The 22,049-nt window shown below is 73.4% G+C and carries 20 protein-coding genes; 6 read left to right on the forward strand and 14 right to left on the reverse strand.

The window, feature by feature from the left end; all coding sequences use genetic code 11:
• Positions 1-4: 4 nt before the first annotated feature.
• A complete protein-coding gene (locus ABD419_RS14595) occupies positions 5-1,690 on the reverse strand; it encodes an ABC transporter substrate-binding protein (protein WP_344487596.1) in 1,686 nt (561 codons plus the stop codon).
• 423 nt (positions 1,691-2,113) lie between these two features.
• On the opposite strand from ABD419_RS14595, the gene ABD419_RS14600 reads away from it, so the two are divergent.
• On the forward strand, positions 2,114-3,517 hold the full coding sequence (locus ABD419_RS14600; RefSeq protein ID WP_344487598.1) for an MFS transporter: 1,404 nt from the start codon (positions 2,114-2,116) through the stop codon (positions 3,515-3,517).
• Positions 3,518-3,661: 144 nt separating this feature from the next.
• Here ABD419_RS14600 and ABD419_RS14605 read toward each other — a convergent pair whose 3' ends face one another.
• From ABD419_RS14605 to ABD419_RS14615, 3 genes are all read right to left on the reverse strand, one after another.
• On the reverse strand, positions 3,662-4,660 hold the full coding sequence (locus tag ABD419_RS14605; RefSeq protein WP_344487600.1) for a HEAT repeat domain-containing protein: 999 nt from the start codon (positions 4,658-4,660) through the stop codon (positions 3,662-3,664).
• Positions 4,647-5,321: a HEAT repeat domain-containing protein gene (locus ABD419_RS14610; protein WP_344487602.1), complete on the reverse strand. Its 675-nt coding sequence runs from the start codon at positions 5,319-5,321 to the stop codon at positions 4,647-4,649. Before ABD419_RS14610 ends, ABD419_RS14605 begins: the two co-directional genes overlap by 14 nt.
• Before the next feature lie 207 nt (positions 5,322-5,528).
• Positions 5,529-6,401 carry an alpha/beta fold hydrolase gene (locus tag ABD419_RS14615; RefSeq protein ID WP_344487604.1) on the reverse strand — a complete coding sequence of 291 codons (873 nt, stop codon included), beginning with the start codon at positions 6,399-6,401 and terminating at the stop codon, positions 5,529-5,531.
• A gap of 97 nt (positions 6,402-6,498) precedes the next feature.
• On the opposite strand from ABD419_RS14615, the gene ABD419_RS14620 reads away from it, so the two are divergent.
• The gene (locus tag ABD419_RS14620; RefSeq protein ID WP_344487606.1) at positions 6,499-8,442 is read left to right on the forward strand and encodes an AfsR/SARP family transcriptional regulator; all 1,944 of its coding nucleotides are present in this window, start codon (positions 6,499-6,501) and stop codon (positions 8,440-8,442) included.
• A gap of 153 nt (positions 8,443-8,595) precedes the next feature.
• A complete protein-coding gene (locus tag ABD419_RS14625) occupies positions 8,596-10,101 on the forward strand; it encodes an Hsp70 family protein (protein WP_344487608.1) in 1,506 nt (501 codons plus the stop codon).
• Here ABD419_RS14625 and ABD419_RS14630 read toward each other — a convergent pair.
• A complete protein-coding gene (locus ABD419_RS14630; protein WP_344487610.1) occupies positions 10,098-10,829 on the reverse strand; it encodes an arginase family protein in 732 nt (243 codons plus the stop codon). The genes ABD419_RS14625 and ABD419_RS14630 overlap by 4 nt on opposite strands.
• 42 nt (positions 10,830-10,871) lie before the next feature.
• Positions 10,872-11,786: a LysR family transcriptional regulator gene (locus ABD419_RS14635; RefSeq protein ID WP_344487612.1), complete on the reverse strand. Its 915-nt coding sequence runs from the start codon at positions 11,784-11,786 to the stop codon at positions 10,872-10,874.
• A 120-nt stretch (positions 11,787-11,906) separates the two neighbouring features.
• Between ABD419_RS14635 and ABD419_RS14640 the strand changes: the two genes are divergently transcribed.
• The gene (locus tag ABD419_RS14640) at positions 11,907-13,307 is read left to right on the forward strand and encodes an MFS transporter (RefSeq protein ID WP_344487614.1); all 1,401 of its coding nucleotides are present in this window, start codon (positions 11,907-11,909) and stop codon (positions 13,305-13,307) included.
• A 54-nt stretch (positions 13,308-13,361) separates the two neighbouring features.
• Here the strand turns inward: ABD419_RS14640 and ABD419_RS14645 are convergent, their stop codons facing one another.
• Entirely contained in the window at positions 13,362-13,928 is a 567-nt protein-coding gene (locus ABD419_RS14645; RefSeq protein ID WP_344487615.1) for a TetR/AcrR family transcriptional regulator, read from the reverse strand.
• Positions 13,929-14,037: 109 nt separating this feature from the next.
• Here ABD419_RS14645 and ABD419_RS14650 point away from each other — a divergent pair, with 109 nt between their 5' ends.
• Positions 14,038-15,453: an FAD-dependent monooxygenase gene (locus ABD419_RS14650; protein WP_344487616.1), complete on the forward strand. Its 1,416-nt coding sequence runs from the start codon at positions 14,038-14,040 to the stop codon at positions 15,451-15,453.
• A 106-nt stretch (positions 15,454-15,559) separates the two neighbouring features.
• The gene (locus ABD419_RS14655; protein ID WP_344487618.1) at positions 15,560-16,462 is read left to right on the forward strand and encodes a 2-hydroxyacid dehydrogenase; all 903 of its coding nucleotides are present in this window, start codon (positions 15,560-15,562) and stop codon (positions 16,460-16,462) included.
• Between the two features lie 219 nt (positions 16,463-16,681).
• Here the strand turns inward: ABD419_RS14655 and ABD419_RS14660 are convergent, their stop codons facing one another.
• The 7 genes from ABD419_RS14660 to ABD419_RS14690 all read right to left on the reverse strand — a co-directional run bounded on the left by ABD419_RS14660 (position 16,682) and on the right by ABD419_RS14690 (position 22,033).
• Positions 16,682-17,140, reverse strand: coding sequence for a Clp protease N-terminal domain-containing protein (locus ABD419_RS14660; protein WP_344487620.1), 459 nt, complete (start codon positions 17,138-17,140; stop codon positions 16,682-16,684).
• 1 nt (position 17,141) lies between these two features.
• Positions 17,142-17,351: a helix-turn-helix domain-containing protein gene (locus ABD419_RS14665; RefSeq protein ID WP_344487622.1), complete on the reverse strand. Its 210-nt coding sequence runs from the start codon at positions 17,349-17,351 to the stop codon at positions 17,142-17,144.
• Between the two features lie 50 nt (positions 17,352-17,401).
• Positions 17,402-18,640 (reverse strand): DUF2786 domain-containing protein, encoded by a 1,239-nt coding sequence (locus ABD419_RS14670; protein ID WP_344487624.1) that lies wholly within the window; start codon positions 18,638-18,640, stop codon positions 17,402-17,404.
• 47 nt (positions 18,641-18,687) lie between these two features.
• Entirely contained in the window at positions 18,688-18,942 is a 255-nt protein-coding gene (locus tag ABD419_RS14675) for a hypothetical protein (RefSeq protein WP_344487626.1), read from the reverse strand.
• A gap of 25 nt (positions 18,943-18,967) precedes the next feature.
• The gene (locus tag ABD419_RS14680; protein ID WP_344487628.1) at positions 18,968-20,320 is read right to left on the reverse strand and encodes a TRAP transporter large permease subunit; all 1,353 of its coding nucleotides are present in this window, start codon (positions 20,318-20,320) and stop codon (positions 18,968-18,970) included.
• 239 nt (positions 20,321-20,559) lie between these two features.
• Positions 20,560-21,225: a GntR family transcriptional regulator gene (locus ABD419_RS14685; protein WP_344487630.1), complete on the reverse strand. Its 666-nt coding sequence runs from the start codon at positions 21,223-21,225 to the stop codon at positions 20,560-20,562.
• 115 nt (positions 21,226-21,340) lie between these two features.
• On the reverse strand, positions 21,341-22,033 hold the full coding sequence (locus tag ABD419_RS14690) for a substrate-binding domain-containing protein (RefSeq protein ID WP_344487632.1): 693 nt from the start codon (positions 22,031-22,033) through the stop codon (positions 21,341-21,343).
• Positions 22,034-22,049 lie beyond the last annotated feature (16 nt).

Consider the following 22,049-nt stretch of genomic DNA (forward strand, 5'->3'; position numbering starts at 1 on the left):
GGTATCAGCCCGCGGACGGGTCCTTGAGACCGATGATCGTCAGGTCGGTCATGCTGGTGTTGGGGATGTAGTTCGCGACGTTCTCGCCGGGGAGGAAGACGCCCTTCTCCCACAGCAGCGGCGCCATCGGCGCGAGGCCCATGACCTGCTCGTCGAACTCGCCCCACGCCACGTTCGCGGCGTCGAGGTCGGTCATCGCCTTGATCTCGTCGATGCGGGCGTTGACGCCCTCGTCGTTCAGCTGCGCGAGGTTGTTGTTGCCCTTGTCGGTGATGAGTCGCCCGTCGACCAGCGGCGGGACCATCGTGGAGGCGCTGGAGGCCCAGTCGGGGCACCAGCCGGTGATGGCCGCGTCGGACTGCTGCGAGGGCGTGCCGATCGTCTCGTAGTACGTGGACGTGTCGATGACGTTGAGGACGACCTCGACGTTGATCTTCGCGAGCGCCTGCTGGATCGACTCGGCCTGCGCCTGCATGGCCGGCTGCGAGCGGATGTCCAGGGTGAACGAGAAGCCGTCCTGGAGGCCGACTGAGGTCAGCAGCTCCAGGGCCTTGTCCGGGTCGCCGGTGCCGTCGTCGCTCGGGTAGAGGTCGAAATCCTTGTGACCGTTCACCGCCGGAGGCGTGATCGTGGTCGCGGGGTCGGCGAGCTGGTTGCCGCCGGAGGCGGTCTGGAGGGACGCGCGGTCGATGGCGTAGTTCATCGCCTGGCGGACCTCGACCTGGTCGAACGGCGCCTTGGTGGTGTTCATGCCCATGTAGGTGGTGCAGTAGGCGTCGGCGGTCTCGACGCGGTCGGCGAGGTCCGGGGACTGGATGCGGGCCAGGGTGGCCGGCTGGATGCGCCCGGAGATCGCGTTGACGTCGGCGCCCTGCCCGGCCATGAGGCGCTCGTCGATCGTGGCCCCGTCGAGGCCGATCTCGAACTCCCACGCGTCGGGGTAGGCCTTGCGGACGTCGTCGGTGGCGGCGTCCCAGTGCTCGTTGCGGACGAGCTTGATGAGGCTGCCCGGGGTGTAGGTGTCCAGCGTGTAGGGGCCGGAGGCGATGATGTCGTTGATGAACTCGTCGCCCGCGCCGGTCCCGATCGGGAACGGCACCGCGTTCGGCTGGGCCAGCACGGAGTCGAACTCGGGGAACGGCTTGACGAGGTGGAAGACGATAGTGTGCTCGTCGGGCGTCTCGATGCCGGGGTGGTCGCCGGACTGGTACGGGCCGGCGTAGTCGGCGGGGGCCTCGACGGTGTTCTTGAGCCACGGGGAGCCGATGCCGATCTCGGGGTCCCACGCGCGGGAGATGCCGAACTCGAGCTCGGCGGAGGTGATGGGGTCGCCGTTGTCGAACTTCAGGCCGTCTTTGAGGGTGTAGGTCCAGGTGAGGCCGTCCTCGGAGGCCGTGCCGAGGCTTTCGGCCATGTCGGGGACGATCGCGTTCGGGTCCTCGGCGTCGCCGGAGGCCTGCATGGTGAGGCCGCGGTAGACGAGGCGGTAGAAGGCGTTGACGCCGCCGTCCCAGCCTCGGGCCGGGTCGAGGTACGAGAAGTCGGCGTTCTGGAGCATGTGCATGGTCCCGCCGGCCACGGGGTCGTCGCCGGCCGCGTCGCCGGCGCCGTCGTTCTGACCGCTGCAGGCGGTGAGGAGCAGCGCCGCGGCGACGAGGGCCGCCGGTGCTCGCGTGAGCTTCTTCAGCATGGGGGATTTCCTTTTCGGTTGTCGCGCCGATGACCGCTCCGCGGGGGCCCGGGGGGCGGGCGCGTGCTCGGAACCGTCGCACCGGCCCGTTGCGGCGCCGGTTCGCAGTAACATATCACATATCACATATCACTGAACCGGGCTGAACTTCGGCGGCGAACGGGCAGCGTACGGTGGGGAAAGAGCCGGTTTCGCGGATCTGGGCCGGGCCGCACGGGCCCAGGGCGGGCCGGGCGGGCTCAGGGGCGGGCCGCAGGGCCGGAGGCGAGGCGGGTCGGACCCGGCGCGCGGACCGGGCGGGGCCCGATGAATTCGGCGCGCGGGCGGCCGGGCGGGCCGGGCGCCGATGAATTCGGCGGGCGGGTCCGGTCATACGTGGAGAGGCGGTTCACCGGGAACCGCACCTGCCGAAAGGATCGGGCGATGACCGAGGCGACGATGGAGCCGCACTCCCCCGCACCCGGAAGGGCGCTGCCTCCCAACGGGTTCCGGACGTTCCTCCACGTGCTGGCGAACACCGCCGTCGCCAACGTGACGACGAGCTTCCTGTGGTTCGCGCTGACGTTCTGGATCTACGTCGAGACGCGCAACGTCATCGCCACCGGCGTGATCGGCGCGTCCTACATGCTGTTCCTCGCGGTGTTCGGGATGTTCTTCGGGACGCTCGTCGACCGGTTCCGCAAGAAGGCCGTGATGCTGTGGGCGACCGTCGCGGCGCTCGGGGTCTTCGTCGTGGACGCGCTGTTCTTCTTCGCGGCGGGCGCGGACCGCATCAAGGACCTGGGCGCGCCGTGGTTCTGGATCTTCGCCGTGGTGATGCTCGCCGGCGCGGTCGTGGAGCAGCTGCGCGCCATCGCGCTGTCGACCACGGTCACGCTGCTGGTCCCCCAAGAGCGCCATGCGAACGCGAACGGGATGGTCGGCACCGTCCAGGGCGTCGCGATGCTCGTCACGAGTGTCTTTAGTGGACTGTCGGTCGGATTCCTGGGCATGGGCTGGACCCTCGTCATCGGCATCACCGCGCTCGCGCTGACCCTCGTCCATCTGATCCCGCTGCCGATCCCCGAGGAGCGGGCCGAGCAGTCGGGGCCGGTGGAGAAGTGGGTCGACGTGCGCGGCGGCTGGCTCGCCGTCCGGGCCGTGCCCGGACTGCTGGCGCTCGTGCTGTTCAGCTCGCTGAACAACCTGTTCGGCGGGGTCGCGATGGCGGTCATGGACCCGTACGGGATCGACATGTTCGGCGTGGAGGGCTGGGGCTTCTGGTTCGCCGTGGCCTCCACGGGGTTCATCGCGGGCGGCGCGGTGGTCGCCAAGAAGGGCATCGGGAGGAACCCGCTCCGCACCATCCTGATCGTGGTCGTCGTCCTCGGCGCGGCCGGCGCGGTCTCCACGCTCCGCGAGTGGGCGTGGCTGTACATCGCGGGCGTCTGGCTGTTCATGGCGCTGATCCCCGCGGCCGAGGCTGCCGAGCAGACCGTCATCCAGCGGGTCGTGCCGTTCGAGCGGCAGGGCCGCGTCTTCGGGTTCGCGATGACGTTCGAGGCGGCCGCCGCGCCGGTCACGGCGCTGTTCATCGCGCCGCTCGCCGAGCTGCTGGTCATCCCCTACATGCGCACGGACGCCGGCCAGGCGCAGTGGGAGTGGCTCCTGGGCACCGGCGACGGCCGCGGCATCGCCCTGCTCCTCCTGTGCGGCGGCGCCTTCACCGCCGTCCTCGCGTGCGTCGCACTGCTCGCCCCGCAGTACCGCCAGTTGAGCGAGCGCTACCGCGAGGCGACCGAGCGGGCCGAGGCAGAGACGGAAGACCGCGAAGAGGTCGCGGTCTGAGCACGGCACCACACGGACGGCCGCATCCCCACGGACGCGGCCGTCCGCCGTTCGCGCGGCGCTGACGAGGTCGTTCGCGTGGCCGGTCGGCCCGGTGAATGGGCCTCCGAGTCGACGTCCTGAGCGTCGTGCCCGGGCGGGCGTTCAGTCGCGTTCGAGGACGCCCGCGAGGGCCGCGGCCGTCCGCGAGACGGTCGGGTCCTCATCACGGGCCGCCGAGCGGAGCATTTCCAGCGCGAGCGGTCGCGGCAGCTCGGCGAAGGCCTGCACGAGGCGGAGCCGGGCCGCGGCGTCCTCAGTGGATGCCGCGAGGACGTGTTCCAGGACGCGCTTGATGCGGTCCGCCTGCGCCGGATCGTTCGCCAACGCGCCCAGTACCTCCGCGGCGTCGACGTCGTTGGCGCCCTCGACCACCATGCGGACGAGGACGGGCACCGCCGCCGGATTCCCGCGCGAGCCGAGCGCCAGGGCCGCGTGCCTGCGGACCGCGCCGTCCGAGTCCTCCAGGGCCGTGACGAGGGCGGCCGAGGCGTCGTCGTCGGGGAGCTCGGCGAGGGCGAGGACCGCGCGGCGCCTGACGTCGACGTCGCCGGAGGCCAGCCCGGGGGCCAGGCTCGCGGCGACGTCGTGGTCGGCCCGCGCGAGCGCCCAGCGCAGCGCGCCCGCGACGTTGGTGTCGGCCTCGGTCAGGATCGCCTCCGCCAGCGCGGGCGCGGGCACGTCGGCGGCGGGGGCGAGGACGGCCTGCTGGCGGCGGGCGGCGTCGGGCGAGGTGAGGCCGTGGAGGAGTTCGACGATGCGCAGGACCTCCTCCCATCCGGCGGGCTCGCTGGAGTCGACGGCCTTGAGCCGCTTGAGGAGTTCGCGTTCGCGGGCGAGGCGGTGCTCGGTCGCGTCGATGAGGTCGCCGATGAGCGCGGCGGGCGCGAACTCGGGGTCGTCGAGGACGCGGCCGATCTGGCGCAGCGACAGGCCCAGGGTGCGCAGGCTCTCGACGTGGAAGATCCGGCGGATGTCGTCGTCGGAGTATTCGCGGTAGCCTCCGACGGTGCGGCCGGTGGGCCGCACCAGTCCGAGGTTGTCGTAGTGCCTGAGCATCCTGGTGCTGACGCCGGACCGGCGCGCGACCTCACCGATGAGCATCGGGTTCCTTTCCGCCGAGTGCGTAGGTGCGCCTGGCGGCGTCGAGGTTGAGCTCGAACGCGGCCTCGGGGTCGCGCAGGAGCCGTTCGGTGGCGGCCGCGTGGGCGGCGACGACCGGGTCGTCGCCGTCGATCGCAGCCTGGAGCACCGGTTCGACGGGTTCGCCGAGGGCGACGAGCGCCCGGCTGAGGCTGACCTGGACCTCGCGGTCGCCGCGGCCGAACTGGGTGGCGAGCGCGGCGGCGAGGTCCCGTTCCTGTCCCTCAGGGACGAGGACGACGGCGGCGCGCCAGGCGGCGCGGGCGACCTCGTCGTTCCGGTCGCGCAGGAGCTCGGGCGTGACGGCGGCCCAGGTGTCCGGGTCGCCGATCTTCGACAGCGTGTGCAGGGCCTGGCTGCGGTCCTGGTCGCGGCCGTCGGCGAGGGCCTCGCGCAGCTTCGGCACGACGTCGCCGGCCGGGTACCGGGTCAGGGCCCAGGTGAGCATGTCGCGCACGTAGAAGTCCGGCTCGACGCCGCACCGGGCGATGAGCGCGTCGACGTACGCGGGCTCGGGATCGGTCCCGGCGGCCATGGCGGCCTTGAGCCGCACCGACGACTCCTGGGCGCCGAGTGCGGCGATCAGGCTGGTGACCTGCGGGTTCGTGTGTGCCGTGTTCATCTGAAGCACCTCCGGTACTCAAGGGAACACCTTGTCACCGTGTCAATGTCAAGTCTTTCGCGGATCGGGCCCGGGCTCGGTGTCGAAGCGCTCGGGTTCTCCTGGCCGGGCTAGGGGCTGGCCGGTAGGCCGGGTCGGCGTCGTTCGCTCGGCGCGTGGTCGGGGCCGCCGCGTGGTCGGCGGCGGCCCCGGCGTTTCGGGCGGTCGTCAGCGGGCGAGGAGGGAGCGGAGGGCCCCGGTGATCTCGGCCGGGGCCTCTTCGGCCATGAAGTGGCCGGCGGTGGTGAGGCGGTGGTCGAGGTCGGGGGCCCAGGCGCGCCAGAGGGCGGCGGCGTCGTAGCCGAGGGCGGCGCCCCAGTCCTGCTGGACGACGGTGACGGGCATGGGGAAGGTGGTGCCGGCGGCGAGGTCGGCGCGGTCGTGGTCGATGTCGATGCCGGCGGAGGCGCGGTAGTCGGCGACGATCGAGGGCACGGCGGCGGCGGAGGCGCGGAGGTACTCGGCGCGGACGTCGGGGCCGATCGCGTCGGGGTCGCGGGTCCAGACGTCGAGGAAGTGGCCGAAGAAGGCGTCGGACTCGGCGGCGATCATGCGCTCGGGGAGGCCGGGGGGCTGGGCCATGAGGTACAGGTGGAAGGCGACGGCGGCGCTCGCGCCGTGGAGGACGTCCCACATGTCGAGGGTGGGGACGACGTCGAGCATCGCGAGGTGGGTGACGGCGTCGGGGTGGTCGAGGCCGGTGCGGAAGGCGACGAGGGCGCCGCGGTCGTGGCCGGCGAGGGCGAAGCGCTCGTGGCCGAGGGCGCGGGCGAGGGCGGCGACGTCGGCGCCCATGGTGCGCTTGCTGTAGGTGTCGGGGCCGTCCTCGGCGGGCTTGTCGCTGTCGCCGTAGCCGCGCAGGTCGGGGCAGATGACGGTGTGGTCGGCGGCGAGGTCGGCGGCGACGCGGCGCCACATGAGGTGGGTCTGCGGGAAGCCGTGGAGGAGGACGACGGGCGTGCCGGAGCCGCCGACGGCGGCGTTGAGCGAGACGCCGTCGGCGACGGGGACGCGGTGGTAGGCGAAGCCGGGAATCTGCATGGTTGCTCCTTCGTGTTCGGTGGGACTGCTGAAGCGTCTCCGGCGTCGATGAGCGTTCGATGAGCGATAGGTTGGGGCGTCGGCGGGAGGGGGCGCGGTGCAGGTGGGGTTCGGGGTGCTCGGGCCGGTCGCGGCGTGGGACGGCGAGGGCCGCGAGCTGGCGTTGAAGGGCGCGCGGCACCGGTCGGTGCTGGCGCGGCTGATCGCGGCGCGGGGTCGGACGGTGTCGGTGGAGCGGCTGGTCGACGACGTGTGGGAGGTGCCGCCGGACGGTGCGGTGGGCGTGGTGCGGACGTTCGTGGCGGCGCTGCGGCGGGCCGTGGAGCCGGGTCGGGAGCCGCGGACCCCGGCGCGGGTGATCGTGACGGACGGGCGCGGGTACGCGCTGCGGGCCGGGGAGGACGCGGTGGACGCGTGGCGGTTCGAGGCCGCGGTGGCGGCGTCGGCCGGGGCGGGGCCACGGGCGGTGCTCGCGGGGCTCGACGCGGCGCTGGGCTGGTGGCGGGGCGGCGCGTACGCGGATCTGGACGAGCGGCCGTGGGTGCTGGCCGAGCGGCGGCGCCTGGGGGAGCTGCGGCTCGACGCGGTGGAGCGGCGGGCGGGGGCGCTGGTGGCGCTGGGCCGGGCCGGTGAGGCGATCGCGGCGCTCGACGCGCACGTGGACGGGCACCCGTGGCGGGAAGAGGCGTGGCGGCTGCTGGCGCTCGCGCTGCACCGGAGCGGGCGCCAGGCCGAGGCGCTGGAGGTGGTGCGGCGCGGCGGCGCGCTGCTGCGGGACCGGTTGGGGCTCGATCCCGGTCCGCGCCTGCGGGATCTGGAGGTGGAGCTGCTGCGCGGGAGCGAGCCGGCCGCCGGTGCGCACGAGGCGGTGTGGGCGCAGGCGGCGGCGTCGCTGGACGGTTCGGTGGGCGCGCGGGCGGTGCTGGACTCGACGGTGGGCCTGCTGCGGTATCTGGCGGTGACGGGCGCGGGCGGCCTGGAGGCGGCGGGGGCGCGGCGGATCGAGGCGGTGGAGGCCGCCGAGCGGCTGGGCGACCCGGTGCTGACGGCGCGGGTGATCGGCGCGTACGACGTGCCGGCGATCTGGACGCGCTCGGACGACCCGGCCCGGGCGGCGCGGATCGTCGCGGCCGCCGAGCGCACTTTGAAGACGCTCGGCGAGGAGGCGTCGGCGGTGACGCGGGCGCGGCTGCTGGCGACGGTCGCGATGGAGTCGCGGGGCACCGGGGGGCCGCGGGCGCGGGCGGCGGCTCGGGAGGCCGAGCGGATCGCCCGGGACCTGGGCGATCCGCCGCTGCTCGCGTTCGCGCTCAACGGGGTGTTCATGCAGTCCTGCCACCGCGCGGGCCTGGCCCCGGCGCGCGACGCGGTCGGGGCGGAGCTGACGGCCCTGGCCGCCCGGCACGACCTGGCCTCGTACGAGGTCTTGGGGCGGCTGATCCGGATGCAGGCGCGCGGCGCGCTCGGGGACTTCGCGGGCGCCGACGCCCACGCGGCGGCCGCGGAGGCGCTCGCGGACCGGCACGAGCGGCCGCTCACGGGCGTGTTCACGGCCTGGTACACGGCGATGCGCACGGCGGCGACCGGGAGCCCGGAGGCGGCCGAGGCGGCGTACGCGGCGGCGGCGGACCGGCTCTCCGGTGCGGGGATGCCGGGGGTCGAGCGGGGGCTGGAGCCGTTGGCGCGGCTGTGCACTCGCATCCATTATGGACTGACTGAGGGGGCGGAGGACGGGTCGGACTGGGGGCCGTACCGGCCCTGGGTCGAACCGGTGCTGTCGCTGGCGCGCGGCGACCGGGACGGGGCGGCCGCGGCCCTGGAGCGGGCGCCCGCGCCGCCCGGCGACCTGATGCTCGAAGCACTGTGGACGGTCATGTCGCGGGCCGCGGTCGGCCTGCGGCACCGGCCGGCGATCGAACGGGCCCTGGCCGCGCTCGAACCGGCGGCCGGCGAACTCGCGGGGGCCGGCTCGGGGACGCTCACGGCGGGCCCGGTGGACCGGCACCTCGCCGAGCTGCGCCGCGCGCTCGCCGACGCGTGACCGCTTCCGCCGCAATGCAAGCGCTACCACAGTGGATCGCGTTCGGGGAATGCGCTGTACCGGCCGGTAACACTTCGGCCGCCAGAACACAAGTCGCACGGATCGCGCGAGACCTATTGAATCCCTTCGTATTCTGGCAATAGACTCACGGACATGCATCCCTCCCCCCGAACGGTCGCCGTCGGCGTCGACCTCGGATCTGCGACCACGACCGTGTCGACACGTCGCGACGGCGGCGCCGAGGAGCCCCGGGAAGTGCATCAGCGCCCGACCGCGGACGGCGGCGCGGCCCGGCCGGTCCCCGACGAGGCCGCGCTCATCGGACTCGCCGTCCCCGCCACCTGGAACACGACCAGGCGCCGCGCCCACGCCGAGGCCGCCGCGAACGCGGGCTTCGACGCGGCGTTCCTCGTCTCCGAACCCGAGGCGGCCGCACGGCACTTCGCCGCGGTCCAGGGCCGCCGGCTCGACGCGGGCGCGCCGCTCGTCGTCTGCAACCTCGGGGCCGCCTCCTGCCACGTGGCCGTCGTCCGCCGCGAGGGCGAGCGGTACCAGATCGAGGCCGCCCGCACCGCCGACGACCTCGGCGGCCGGGCCTTCGACCAGGACCTCCTCGACCACCTCGCCGGCCGGCTGCGCCGCACCGACGCCGACTACCTCGCGCGCGTGCAGAACCCCGGCGAGACCGCCCTGCGCGCGACCGTGCTCGACGAGGTGCGGCGCGCCCGCGAGCGCCTGACCGACCACCCGTCGGCCACCGTGAACCTCCCCGGCCTCGACCGCGAGCTGCGCCTGACCCGCGAGGACGCCGACCAGTGCCTCACCCCGGCGGCGCTGCGGACGGTGAGCCTCGTCGAGGACGCCATGCGCGACGCCGGGATCGAGTCCGACCAGATCGCGGCGCTGCTGCTGGTGGGCGGGGCGAGCCGCACACCGCTCATCGCGGACGTCGTCGGCCACCACTTCGGCGTCGAGCCCGTGCTCCCGGACCTCCCCGACCTGGTCATCGCCGAGGGCGCGGCGCTCGCGGGCCTCGCGCGGATCGGCGGCGGCGAGGACGACGAGTCCCCGGCGGCCGCGCACCTGGCCCGGATGCGCACGAGTCCCGAAGTGCTGGTGACGATGATGGTCGTGGTCTTCGCCGTGCTCTCCTTCGCGGGCGTCGCCCTGCTCAACCGCGGCGGCCCCGACGCGCAGGAGCTCGACGCCGCCACCGAGACACCGCTGCAGGACACCGGCAACGAGTCCGTGGCGGCCGACCCGACCTCGGCCGAGGCCGAACCGGAGCCGGACGCGGCGCCGGCGTCGCCCGAGCCGTCCGACGAGTCCGGCGAGCCGAGTCCGAGCCCGTCCGGGGCGACCGAGCCCGCCGCCGTGCCGGCCAGCGACGCCCCGCCAGAGTCCGCCACGCCCGTGACCGAGGCCGGGATCGCGGTGCCGGACGTGCTGGGACAGACGCTCGCCGACGCGATCAGGGCCCTCGAGGAGGCCGGGTTCACCATGATCGGATCGTCCGGCGAGGACCGCGGCGGCGACGGCGCGGACTCGCGGAACTGCCTGGTCCTCACCCAGTCGCCCGAGGGCGGCGTGCAGCACCCGGCGGACGAGCCGGTGAGCCTCGTCTACGCCTACGCGGGCAACGACGCCTGCCGGGGCTAGGGCGCGCAGGCGCGCACGAGCGCGGGGACGAGCCGCTCCAGCAGGGCCTGGTCGGCGGGATCGGACGGGGCGTACTCGGTGATGCCGAGCCCCGCGATCTCGTGGCGGGCCGCGAGCGCGGCGACGCCGTCGAGCAGCTCCGCCGCGCTGAGGCCGCCGGGCTCGGGGTAGCAGACCGAGGCGATGCCGTCGAGCACGTCGAGGTCGACGTGGACGTAGACGACCGCGTCGGGGTCCAGTGCGTCGGGACCGCCGATGTCGTGGCGGGCGATGTGCTCGGCCTCGCCGGGGTCGATCGAGCGCGCGCCGACGAGCGCGGTCCGGTCGGGCCGCAGCGCGGGCCCGGCGGTGAGCCCGGCAGGTCCTTCGCCATGCAGCGCACGGAGGATCATGCCGTGGAACGCCCCTGACGGGGAGGTCTCGGGGGTGTTCAGGTCCGGGTGGGCGTCGAACCACACGACGGCGAGCCGGTCGCCGTGGCGTTCGAGCGCGGCCTGGACGGGGGCGAGCTCGACGCCGCAGTCGCCGCCGACGGTGCAGGTGAAGTCGTCGCCGGGGAGGGCGTCGCGCACACGGGCGGCGGTCTCCTGCAGGGTCGCACCGGGTTCGACGCGCACACGCCGGTCCGCGGGAACCATGGCGGCGAGGCGCGCGGCGCCTTCGGCGAGCCGCTCGGCGTCCGGTGACCCCGACCCGCGCCACTCGGGCACTTCGACGACCGTGACCATGCGATTCCCCTTCCGTCCGTTGCGGTCCAGGCTAGCGCGGGCTCAGGCGACGGTGGTGAGGGCCGTGGTGCGGGTGCCGATCTCGGTCGCGACGTGCTCGGCGAAGGCGTCGACGGCGGCGGTGCCTTCGCCGTCGCGCCACACCAGGCCGTACCTGACGGGTTCGGCGTCGACGATCTGGACGTGCGCGACGCCGGGGCGGGCGTGGTAGGTCGCGGTGTGGGCGGCGGTGAGCATGGCGCCCTTGCCCGCGGCGACGAACATGAGGGCTTCTTGGAGGCTGGTGACGACCGGCCCGGCGGGCACGGGCAGGCCCGCGGGGGTGCGGCCGGGGGTCTGGAGCGCGCGGCGGTAGGCGGGGAGGTCGCCGTCGGTGGTGATGAGGTCGACTCCGGCGAGGTCGTCCATGGTGAGCCAGGGCCGGGCGGCGAGGGGGTGGCCGGCGGGGACGGCGAGCATGCGGCCCTCGGTGAGGAGGGTGGGGCCCTTGGCGAGGTCGTCCTCGCGCACGGGCAGCTCCATGAGGAGCACGTCGTAGTAGCGGTCGCGGACCTGCGCGAACGGGTCGGTGAAGGACATCTCGCAGATCTCGACGGCGAGTTCGGGGTGCTCCGCGCGGAGGGCGTCGACGGCGTTCATGGCGATCTCGCCGGTGAGCGGGGCGGAGAAGCCGACGCGGAGGGTGCCGCCGAAGCCGCGGGCGGCGGCCGCGGTGCGGGCCACGGCGCGCTCGATGGCGCGGTGGTGGGGCTCGACGTCGTCGCGGAAGCGGGCGCCGAGGTCGGTGAGGACGACGGTGCGGCTGGTGCGCTCGAACAGGGGCGCGCCGAGGCGGCGTTCGAGGCGCTGCACGAGCTGGCTGACGCGGGCGCGGGAGAGCCGCATGCGGGCGGCGGTGCGCCCGAAGTGCAGCTCCTCGGCCAGGATCAGGAAGCACTCGAGTTCGTCGCGTTCCATGGGGCCCTCCGTATCGGTAAGTCTCACTGAACGAACGTTGCCGACTTCGTCGTTGTTCCCGGGGGCGATCGGGCCGACGATTGCACGGCCAGAGAAACCACGTCCGTTGAGGAGAAACCCGTGAAAGCCCGTGAATGGGGTGTGCTGCTCGTCCTTTCAGGAGCGATCTTCCTGGAGGGCATCGACATCGCCATGCTCAACATCGCCCTGCCCTCGATCCGCACCGACCTCGGCCTGGACACCGGGTCGCTCCAGTGGGTCGTGAGCGCCTACGTCCTCGGCTACGGCGGCTTCATGCTGCTGGGCGGCCGGGCCGCCGACATCCTGGGGCGGCGCCAGGTGTTCCTGACCGCGCTCCTGGTCTTCCTGCTGTTCTCCGGGCTCGGCGGCCTCGCCGAGAACGGGGCGACGCTCATCGCCGCCCGGTTCGTCACCGGCCTCGCGGCCGCGTTCATGACGCCCGCCGGCCTGTCGATCATCACCACCGGGTTCGAGGAGGGGCCCAAGCGCGACCGGGCCCTGATGATCTACGGCGCCATCGGCGCCGGGGGCTTCACCCTCGGCATGGTCATCGGCGGCCTGCTCACCGCGCTCGACTGGCGCTGGGTGTTCTTCATGCCGGTGGCGCTGTCGCTGGTCCTGCTGGTGGCCGCGTTCGTGCTCATCCCCCGGTCGCCGCGCCCCGAGCGCCGCGGGCAGCGCTTCGACCTGCTCGGCGGGCTCACCATCACCGCGGCCGTCGTGCTGCTCGTGCTCGGCGTCGAGCGGGCGGCGCATGTCGGCGTCGGCTGGACGGTCGGCGCGGTCGCGGCGAGCCTCGCGCTGATCGCCGCGTTCGTCGCGGTCGAGCGGCGCACCGCCTCGCCGCTGGTGCGGCTGGGGATCTTCAAGTCCGGGTCGCTGGTGCGCGCCAACGTGGTCGGGATGCTGTTCATGGCCGGGTTCTTCGGCTTCCAGTTCCTGGTGGTGCTGTACCTGCAGGAGCTGCGCGGCTGGTCGACGATCGAGGCGAGCCTGGCGATGCTGGTGATGGGCATCGACGTGGTGCTGGCGCCGACCCTGACGCCGAAGCTGTTGCGCCGCTTCGGGAACGCCCCGGTGCTGCTGGGCGGCCTGGTCGCCGCCGCGCTCGCCTTCGCGCTCTTCCTGACGGTCGGAGCGAGCACCTCGTACCCGGCGATGCTGCCGAGCCTGGTGTTCATGGGCCTGGCGTTCACGCTGGCGTACGGCCCGCTGACCATCATCGCCACCAACGGGATCGACGAGGAGGAGCAGGGGCTCGCCGGCGGGCTGCTGTACACCTCGTTCCAGTTCGGCGCGGCGATCGGCCTCGCGGGCGTGGCCGCGGTGAACGTCGCGGCCACGGCGTCGGCGTCGTCGCAGGACCTGCTCGGCGGCTACCGGGCGGCGATGCTGGTGCCGCTCGCGGCCGCGGTGGTCGCGGTCGCGGTGGGGGCGTTCAACCTCCGCCGCCGCGAGCGCGAGGCGGCCGCGGAGCCGCAGCTCGCGGGCGTGGCCTGACGCCGGGCGCGGGGGCGCCGGACCGCCGATGCGGTCCGGCGCCCCCGCGGCGCGTCACGGGAGGGGTTCGGCGAGGTACCGCTGGATGGTGGGGCCGTAGCTGGCCGCCAGCTCTTCCACGTCCATGGCGGCCACGTCCGGGACCTCGAGGATGTAGCGGCACAGGGAGATCCCGAGGATCTGCGTGGCGACGAGCCCGGCCCGCCGCCGCACCTCCGCTTCGTCGGCCACGAACGCCCGGACGACCGCGGCGAACTCGTCCTGGATGACGCCGCGCATCCGCTCGGCCGCCTCGGGGTCGTTGACGGCGCGGCGCAGCCGGGCCAGGACCGCCGGGTCGCCCTCCCAGAGCGCGAACATGCGCCGGACCACGGCCTCGCCGATCTCCGCGGGGGGCACGGACTCGAGTTCCGGGAGCCGGTACGGGACGTCGACGGCGGTCGCGAACAGCTCCTCCTTGCTCCCGAAGTAGCGCATCACCATCGAGGGGTCGATGCCGGCGTCCGCGGCGATGGCCCTGATGGTCGCCCGGTCGTACCCCTCCGCGCCGAACCGCCTGCGGGCGGCGGCGAGGATCGCGGCCTTGGTCGCGTCGGAGCGGCGCGGCTTCGGTGTGTGCATGCCGAGCAGTGTATGCCAACACGCGTTGACTCCCGGCGTTCGCGGGGCCTATGATGCCAACAACCGTTGGCAAACAGTTGTTGGCGGACTACACCCCAAGGGAGACATCATGTCTGCTGACCCGCAGCCCGAAGTCGTCATCGTCGGTGCCGGGCCCACCGGCCTGCTGCTGGCGGGCGACCTCGCCGAAGCGGGCGTCCGCGTGCTCGTGCTCGAACGGCGCGGCGCCGAGATCTCGAACCTGTCCCGCGCCTTCGGCGTCCACGCCCGGACCATGGAGGAGTTCGACGCCCGCGGCCTCGCCGAGGAGCTGCTCGACTTCGGCGGCGCGCGGCTGCCGGGCATCCGCCTGTTCAACCGGGTCACGCTCCACCTCGCCGACCTGGAGACCCGCTTCCCCTACCTGCTCATGACCCCGCAGTACAACGTGGAGAAGGTGCTGCTGCGCCGGGCGCTCGACGCGGGCGCCGAGATCCGCTACGACAGCCCGGTGACGGGCGTCGAGCAGGACGGCGGCGCGGTGACCGTCCACACTGGAAGCGAGTCCGTGACCGCCTCGTACGTCGTCGGCGCCGACGGCGTCGGCTCGGCCGTGCGCCGGGCGATCGGCATGCCCTACCCGGGCGAGTCGGTCCTGAAGTCGATCATGCTCGCCGACGTGCAGCTGACCGACCCGCCCGCCGAGAGCCCGGCGATCCAGGGCGTCAACGGCGCGTTCTGCTTCGTGGCGACCTTCGGCGACGAGTACTGGCGGATCTTCGCCTGGAACTCGGCCGACCAGAAGAGCGACGACGAGCCGATCGAGCTCGACGAGGTGCGCGAGGCGGCCCGCCTGGCGTTCGGCACCGACTTCGGGATGCACTCGCCGCGGTGGCTCTCGCGCTTCCACTCCGACGAGCGCCAGGTCCCCGAGTACCGGTCGGGGAACGTGTTCCTCGCCGGGGACGCGGCCCACTGCCACTCCCCCGCCGGGGGCCAGGGCATGAACACGGGCCTCCAGGACGCGGCGAACCTGTCGTGGAAGCTCGCGGCCGTCCTCCGCGGCGCCGACCCCGCGCTCCTGGACACGTACCACTCCGAGCGCCACCCCGTCGGCAAGGCGGTGCTGCGTTCCAGCGGCGCGATCATCCGGCTCGCGGCCGAGCGCTCGAAGCTCAAGGCCGCCATCGGCGGCCTCGCCGCCGCCACCGCGCTGCACATCAAGCCGATCGAGGCGAAGGCCATGGGCATGATCTCGGGGGTCGGCATCCACTACGGGCACGGCAAGGGCGAGGACGCGCTCGTGGGCCACCGCGCCAACGACATCGCCCTCGCCGACGGCACCCGCCTGTACGAGGCGCTGCGCGGCGGGCGCTTCGTCGTCCTCGACAGCGCCGAGTCGTTCGCCGGGGACTTCACCGCCGACGCGGCCTCGGCCGCGCCCGACGGCGAGGCGAAGGTGATCCGTCCCGACGGGTACGTCGGATGGGCCGGCGAGGACGACCCCGCCGCGATCCGCTCCTACCTGAAGCACCGCGCGGGCTGACGCGCGGCGGTCGCGGCGGCGCCCGGCGCGGGCGCCGCTGTGACCGGTCGTCCCACTAGCCGGTCGGCCGGATGGTTCACGGTCCCCGGGGTTCTACGATTGCGCCATGAAGGTCTGGATCCCTCACGAAGCAGGACTGGCGTACCTCGGCGACCTCCCCGAGGACGTCGACGTCGAGATCTACGAAGGCGGCGAGCGCCCCTCGGACCCGGCCGGCGTGCGGCTGCTGGTGCCGCCGGGCGGGGTCGAGCCGGCGCAGGTGTTCGCGGACTTCCCGGCACTGGAGGCGGTGCAGCTGCTCAGCGCCGGCGCCGAGACCTGGGTGCCGCACATGCCCGAGGGGATCGCCTTGTGCGACAACAAGGGCGCGCACACCGAGGCCACCGCGGAGTGGATCCAGACCGCGACGCTGGCGTCGATCCGGCGGTTCGACGCGTTCGCGCGCGGGCAGGCCCACCGCGACTGGCGGCCGGTGCGGACCGGGACGCTGACCGGCGCGACCGCGCTCATCGTGGGCGCCGGGTCGATCGGCGAGTCCGTCGCCAGGCGGTTCGCGGCGAGCGGCACCGAGATCCTGCGGATCGCCCGCACCGCGCGGGCCGGGGTGCACACCGTCGAGGACCTGCCCGACCTGCTGCCGAAGGCCGACGTCGTGGTGATCATCGTGCCGCTGACGCCGGCGACCGAGCGCCTGGTCGACGCCGCGTTCCTCGCTCGGATGAAGGACGGCGCGCTCCTGGTCAACGCCGCCCGCGGCCGCGTGGTGGACACCGACGCGCTCACCCGCGAGGTGGCCTCCGGGCGCCTGCGGTGCGCGCTCGACGTCACCGAGCCCGAGCCGCTGCCGGCCGACCACGAGTTGTGGGGCCTCGAGGGCGCCCTCATCACCCCGCACGTCGGCGGGGCCGTGGAGGGCTTCATCGGGCGGGTGTACCCGCTGGTGGGCGACCAGATCCGCCGCCTCGCGGCCGGGGAGCCGCTGGCGCACACCACCGAGAACGGGTACTAGGCCGCGTTTCATCACCCGGGCGAGGTGGCGTCCGAGTCCGTCCCTTCGCTCGCAAGGCGCCGGGCGACCCGGTGACCGGGTCGTTCGGCGACGCAGCGAACGGGCCTGATGCGGACCGGTCGGGTCGTGCGACAGGGCCTGAGGCCCGTGCCTCCTGAGACCGGACCGATTTCGGGAGGGCCGACGACGCGGCGACCGGTCCGATGCCGTGGGCGGGCGTCAGCTCGCGAAGATCCGCGCGCGGGCCTCGACGGTGTCGACGCCGAGGGCGGTGAAAAGGTCCGCGACCGGGTCGCGCGGGTCGCGTTCGAGGAGTGCGAGGAGCAGGTGGCGCAGCTCGATGCGCTTGGCGCGGGCGCCCATCGCGAGGGTGAGCGAGCGCGCGAGGACGTCTTTCGCGCCCGCGCCGAAGCGGGGGCTCTTGCGGCGCGGGGCCGGGCCGGTCGGCCGGAAGGTCCCGAGGTCGACGCCGACGGCGGCGAGCGCGCGGCGGTCGAGTTCGTCGGCGGCGGCGCGGGCGTCGGCGGCGCGCACGCCGAGGAGCGTCTCCCCTTCGCCGTCGCGGAGGACGGCGAGCAGGAGGTGCTCGGTGCCGACGCTGCGGTCGCCGCGTTCGCGGGCCTCGTCGACCGCGGCGGTGACGGCGGACTTCGCGGTGGCGGCGAAGCGCTCGAACATGTCAGTGCCCCTTTCCGTGCTTGGCGTGCACCGACTGTCGCGTGACGCCGAGGGCGTCGCCGATCTGCTCCCAGGACCAGCCCTGCGAGCGGGCGCGCGCCACGTTGGCGGCCTCGACCTGCTCGGCGAGCCGGTGCAGGGCGCCGACGGCGCGCAGCCCCACGGCGGGGTCGTCGGTGGCGATGCGGGTCGAGAGGTCGTCGGTGCTCATGCTTGTCAGTTTAGACTGACAACTCACATGCTGTCAATTCAGACTGACAGTCAGCGGCCGATGGGCTCCTGGGCGTGGAGGCGCGCGGCGTCGGCGGCGGCGAGGCCCGCCACGTGGCCCTCGTAGTTGGTGATCCGGGTGGAGCGCCCGAACTTCAAGCGCGGGAACAGCTCCTCGGTGCGGGTGTCGACGCGCTGGTCGCGCTCGCGCATGACCGGCACGAGGTCGGTGCCGGTCTCCTCGGCGACCTCGCGGGCGGTGTCGTCGGCCGATTCGCGCAGGCGCTCGCCGATGCGCATGGCGAAGGAGGCGAGGAACGACTGCCGGAACGAGCGGGTCTGCGACTTGCCGCGCTTGGCCGAGACCGAGCCGACCCGGGCCATCGCCGCGGTGGCCTGGACCAGGAGCGAGTGGTACAGCAGCTCGACCGAGCGCAGGTCGGCGCGGTCGCCGATGATCGTGGTGAAGCCGCCGTCGGGCCAGTAGACGGACCGGCAGTGGTTGGCGTCGGCGATCTGCGCGATCAGCTCGGACTTGGGCTGCTCGTAGGGGCGCTCGATGACGACGCGCAGCGCCTCCGGTTCGCGCCGCTCCTGGCCGGTCTCGGCGAGGAGGGCCTCGTTGATGCTGTGGCGCGCGATGAGCTGCTGGGCCTTGGCGGTGAACGCCTCGGCCTCGGCGTCGGAGTCGGTCGACTCGGCCTTCGCCAGGAGCGCCCGGATCTTCTGGTACTCGCGGGAGGACTCGGCGACGCCGAGCTTGTGGGCGATGAGCGGCGTGCCGGGCAGGGGCTCGACGCGCGGGATCTTCGGGAGCCCGCCGACGAACTCGAGGGCTTCGAGGACCGCGGCCCACAGGACGATGCGGTCCCACCGGCCCAGGCCCGCGCAGGCCGCGGGAACGCCCGCGTCGGAGACGACGGCGGCCAGCTCCTCGCGGTGGACGTTCCAGCGGTCGCTCAGCTGCGACTCGCCGTACCGCGCGAGCTGGCCGCGCATCATGACGGCGCCGGCCTGGGCGGCCTCCGGAGCGCACGACTTGCGCAGGGCGCTGGAGACCTCGCGTGGCATCCAGCCCCACTCCCAGGCGCGGAGCACGGCGTCGTCGCCGAGCTCCTCGAAGACGCGGGCCAGCACGGCCGGCCAGCCCGCGTCGTCGGAGGCGCCTTCGAGTCCGGAGGCGGCGTCGACCCAGTCGGGGCGCGCGCTCATGGCGCGCTGGAGGACGCCGAGCACGAGCTGGCGTGCGCGGCCTTCGGGCGGCAGCCCGTTCAGCTCGTCCTGTTGCACCGGTCCCCCAACGACGTGCGCGAAAGGTGCAACTGTACCCGCGGGGCTCAGGCCTCGTCGGTGTCGATGTCCTCGCGGGTGACGTCGGCCCTGCCGTCCTTGGTGTACATCCGCAGGAAGGCGAAGATCCCGGCCAGGCCGGCGACGACGCAGACCGGCTGGAAGAGGGTGGTGCCGCCGAAGACCACGGTGTCGGCGTCGCCGACGAGGATGCCGATCACCTGCGTGAAGGTGACGACGAACCCGCCGATGACGAGGACGACGATGCAGATCCGCGAAGCGGCGGAGAGCAGGCTGCTCATTGGTCGGTGCTCCTAACTGTCCGGTTCACGGGACCCAGGCGATGCCGACGGCCATGAGGACGCCGAGCACGAACGTGGGGATGAGGTAGTAGGCGATGACCGGCTTGAAGGTCTTGACCGGGTTGACGTCGGCGATGCCGGCCGCGACGTACAGCGGCGCGGCGCCCGGCGGGGAGGCGCTCTCGGAGGCGGCCCAGACCAGGACCGCGGCGAAGGCGGCGGCGGGCGCGACCCCGACCGCGGTGAGGGCGGCGTAGCCGACGCCGCCGACGGCCGCGATGGTGCCGGTGGTGCTCAGCGGCCCGGCGATGACGATGATGAGCGCGCCGACGACGAGCGCGGCGACGACCGTGGGGACTCCGCCGAGCTGTTCGAGGAGGGGCGCGAGCTGCTCCCCCAGGCCGAGGTTCGAGATGACCTCGGAGGCGGAGAACGCCGCGATCATGGTGACGGCGACCAGGCCGAGCTTGGGGCTGACGTCGCCGAGGAAGTCCCACCAGGCGCGGGTGGTCTTGGGCAGGAGCCTGCGCCCCACGATGAGGCCGGGGATGAGCATGGCGACGGGGAGCCAGAACAGCACGGGGATGGTGTCGGCGGCCTCGGGGCCGATGCGGGCGGTGACGGCCTCGCCGGTGGCGCCGTTGGTCGCGAGGATGGGCACGGCGATCGCGAGGAGCACGATGAACGACGACCATCCGGCCTTGGCGGTGCGCCGCAGCGGCTGGACGTCCTCGGGGTTCATGGCGCCGACGCCGCGCCGGCGGATCATGACGTACGCGGCGATGACGCGGGAGGCGAGGAACCACAGGGCGGCGACGAACATGGTCAGGATGACGTCGTTCGAGGTGAGGTCGCCGACGACCGTGGGGAAGGCCAGCAGCAGGAAGAACGCGCCGCTGAAGGGGAAGACCGCGCCGATGCCGGCGTTGCCGCCGAGCACGGTCGCGGCGGTCTCGCCGCTGGCGTTGGAGCGCTTGATCCAGGGGATGGTGATCGAGCCGACCGTGGCGGCGGTGGCCGCGCCGTTGTGGGCGACGGCGCCGAAGAGGGCGGAGCCGAGGGTCGCGGCGTAGACGGAGCCGCCGCGGAAGCGGCCGATCATGGAGCTGAGGACGTCGACGATGCGCTGGACGACGCCGACGCGCACCAGCAGCTCGCCGACGATCACGAACGCGAGGGCCGCGTAGGTGACCTCGTTCATGAGGCCGTCGAGCAGGCCGGTCCACAGGGCCGGGAAGAAGTCGGCGCCCGCGAAGAGGGCGCTCACGATGAAGCCGGCGAACATCGACTCGCCGATGTTGCGCTTGAGCAGCACGTTCCAGACGACGATGGTGCCGATGAAGGCGGCGAGGGCGATGACCGCGATGTAGTCGCTCACGAGTCGCCTCGCGGGGCGGGCGGGCCCGAGTCGGACCGAGGGGTACGGGGACGGGACATGGTCTGGCCTCCTCTTTGAAACCTGATGGACTGTTGCCCGACCGACAATACTATAGTTTGGATCAAGATCAAACAGTATCTCGCCCTGAATTCCAGCGCGTGTGCACCGCTCGCGGCGCACGCCGAAACCCGGCCCGTCGCGGTGGACGGGCCGGTGAGCGGTGGTGCGGAGGGGGTGGTCTAGGCCAGGACGCGGTGCTTGGCGCCCTCGATGTGGCCCTTCATGAGCGCGGCCGCGCGCTCGGCGTCGCGGGCCTGGAGGGCGTCGAGGATGAGGCGGTGCTCGCGGGCGGCGTCGCCGACCCCGGTGCGGCCGCGCTTGGTGAACAGGCGGAACCGCTGCATCTGGCCGTCGAGGGAGTGCAGGGCCTGCTCCAGGAACGGGTTGTCGCTCTGCACGGCGATGAGACGGTGGAACGCGTCGTCGGAGGTCCAGTAGTGTCGGAATCCCTCGGGGTCCTCGTCGGCGTGCGGCACGGTGGCGTCGAGGTCCTCGACCGTCGCGCGCAGCTCGTCGAGGAACTCGGGCGTGGTGCGCAGGCCCGCCTGGAGCGCCAGCTCGGGCTCGATCACCATGCGCGCCTCCATGAGCTTGGCGACCTCGCGGTCGGTGAGGGCGTCGGCGACCTGGTAGCCCTTGAGCGCCTCGCGGCGCACGAGCCCGGTGTGCTCCAGCCGCGCGAGGGCCTCGCGCAGCGGCGTCTGGCTGACCTCCAGCTCGCGCGAGAGGGCGCCGATGTTGAGCGGCTCGCCCGCGGTGCGGCGGCCGTCGAGGAGCTGCTGGAGGAGGACCCCGTACATCCGGTCCGCCACCGGTTCGCGGGTCGACCGCCTGCTCGTGACCACTGGACGCTCCTTCGCTTTCGGACCCTTGATTCTGCCATACACGATCGGGCCCGATTCGATACCAGTCGCGGCGATCCCCGAGCGCGGAGGCCGCCGGGCGGCCTCCGCGGGCGTCCTAGGCGACGGTCAGGAGGTTGGTCCGCCCGTAGGCCGCGGCGGCGACCGGTCCGGTCAGGTAGTCGACGAACGCCTGGGCCGCAGCCGAACCGGCGCCGGCGGCGAGCGTCGCGGAGAACTCGGTGTAGTGCTGGACCTCGTCGGGGAACGGGCCGACGATCACGGCCTCGGGCACGAAGAGGAGCTCGCTGAGCTGCTGGATCGCGACGTCGGCGCGGCCGTCGACCACGGCTTCGGCGATGAACCCCTTCTCGATGATCGTGGCCCGCTCGTTGAGCCGGTCGGCGATCCCGAGGTCCTCGATGAGCCGCTTGAAGTAGATGCCGCTGGCGCCGGTGACCGAGTACGCGACGCTGCGGGCGTCGAGCAGGGTCTGCACGAACGCGTCCTTCGTGGCGATGTCGGGCAGGGGCGCGCCCGGGGGCACGGCCAGGCCGATGCCGCAGCGGGCCACGGCCGTGCGGGTGGCGAGGTCCACGATCCCCTGCTCGGCGAGCGGGTCGAACGAGCCGGTCACCCCGATCATCACGTCGAAGGTCTCGCCCGCGTCGATGCGGCGCACGAGCTGGACCGTGGGGTCGAACACGGTGTGCACGGCGATGCCGGTCTCGGCGGTGAACGCCTCCAGGATCGCGTCGTCGAGGGCCTTGCGGACGGCGAGCGTGGAGAACAGCGTGATGGAGCTGGACATGGCGGTTTCCTTCTGT

The sequence above is a fragment of the Glycomyces endophyticus genome (assembly GCF_039531525.1).
GTDB classification, from domain to species: domain Bacteria; phylum Actinomycetota; class Actinomycetes; order Mycobacteriales; family Micromonosporaceae; genus Glycomyces; species Glycomyces endophyticus.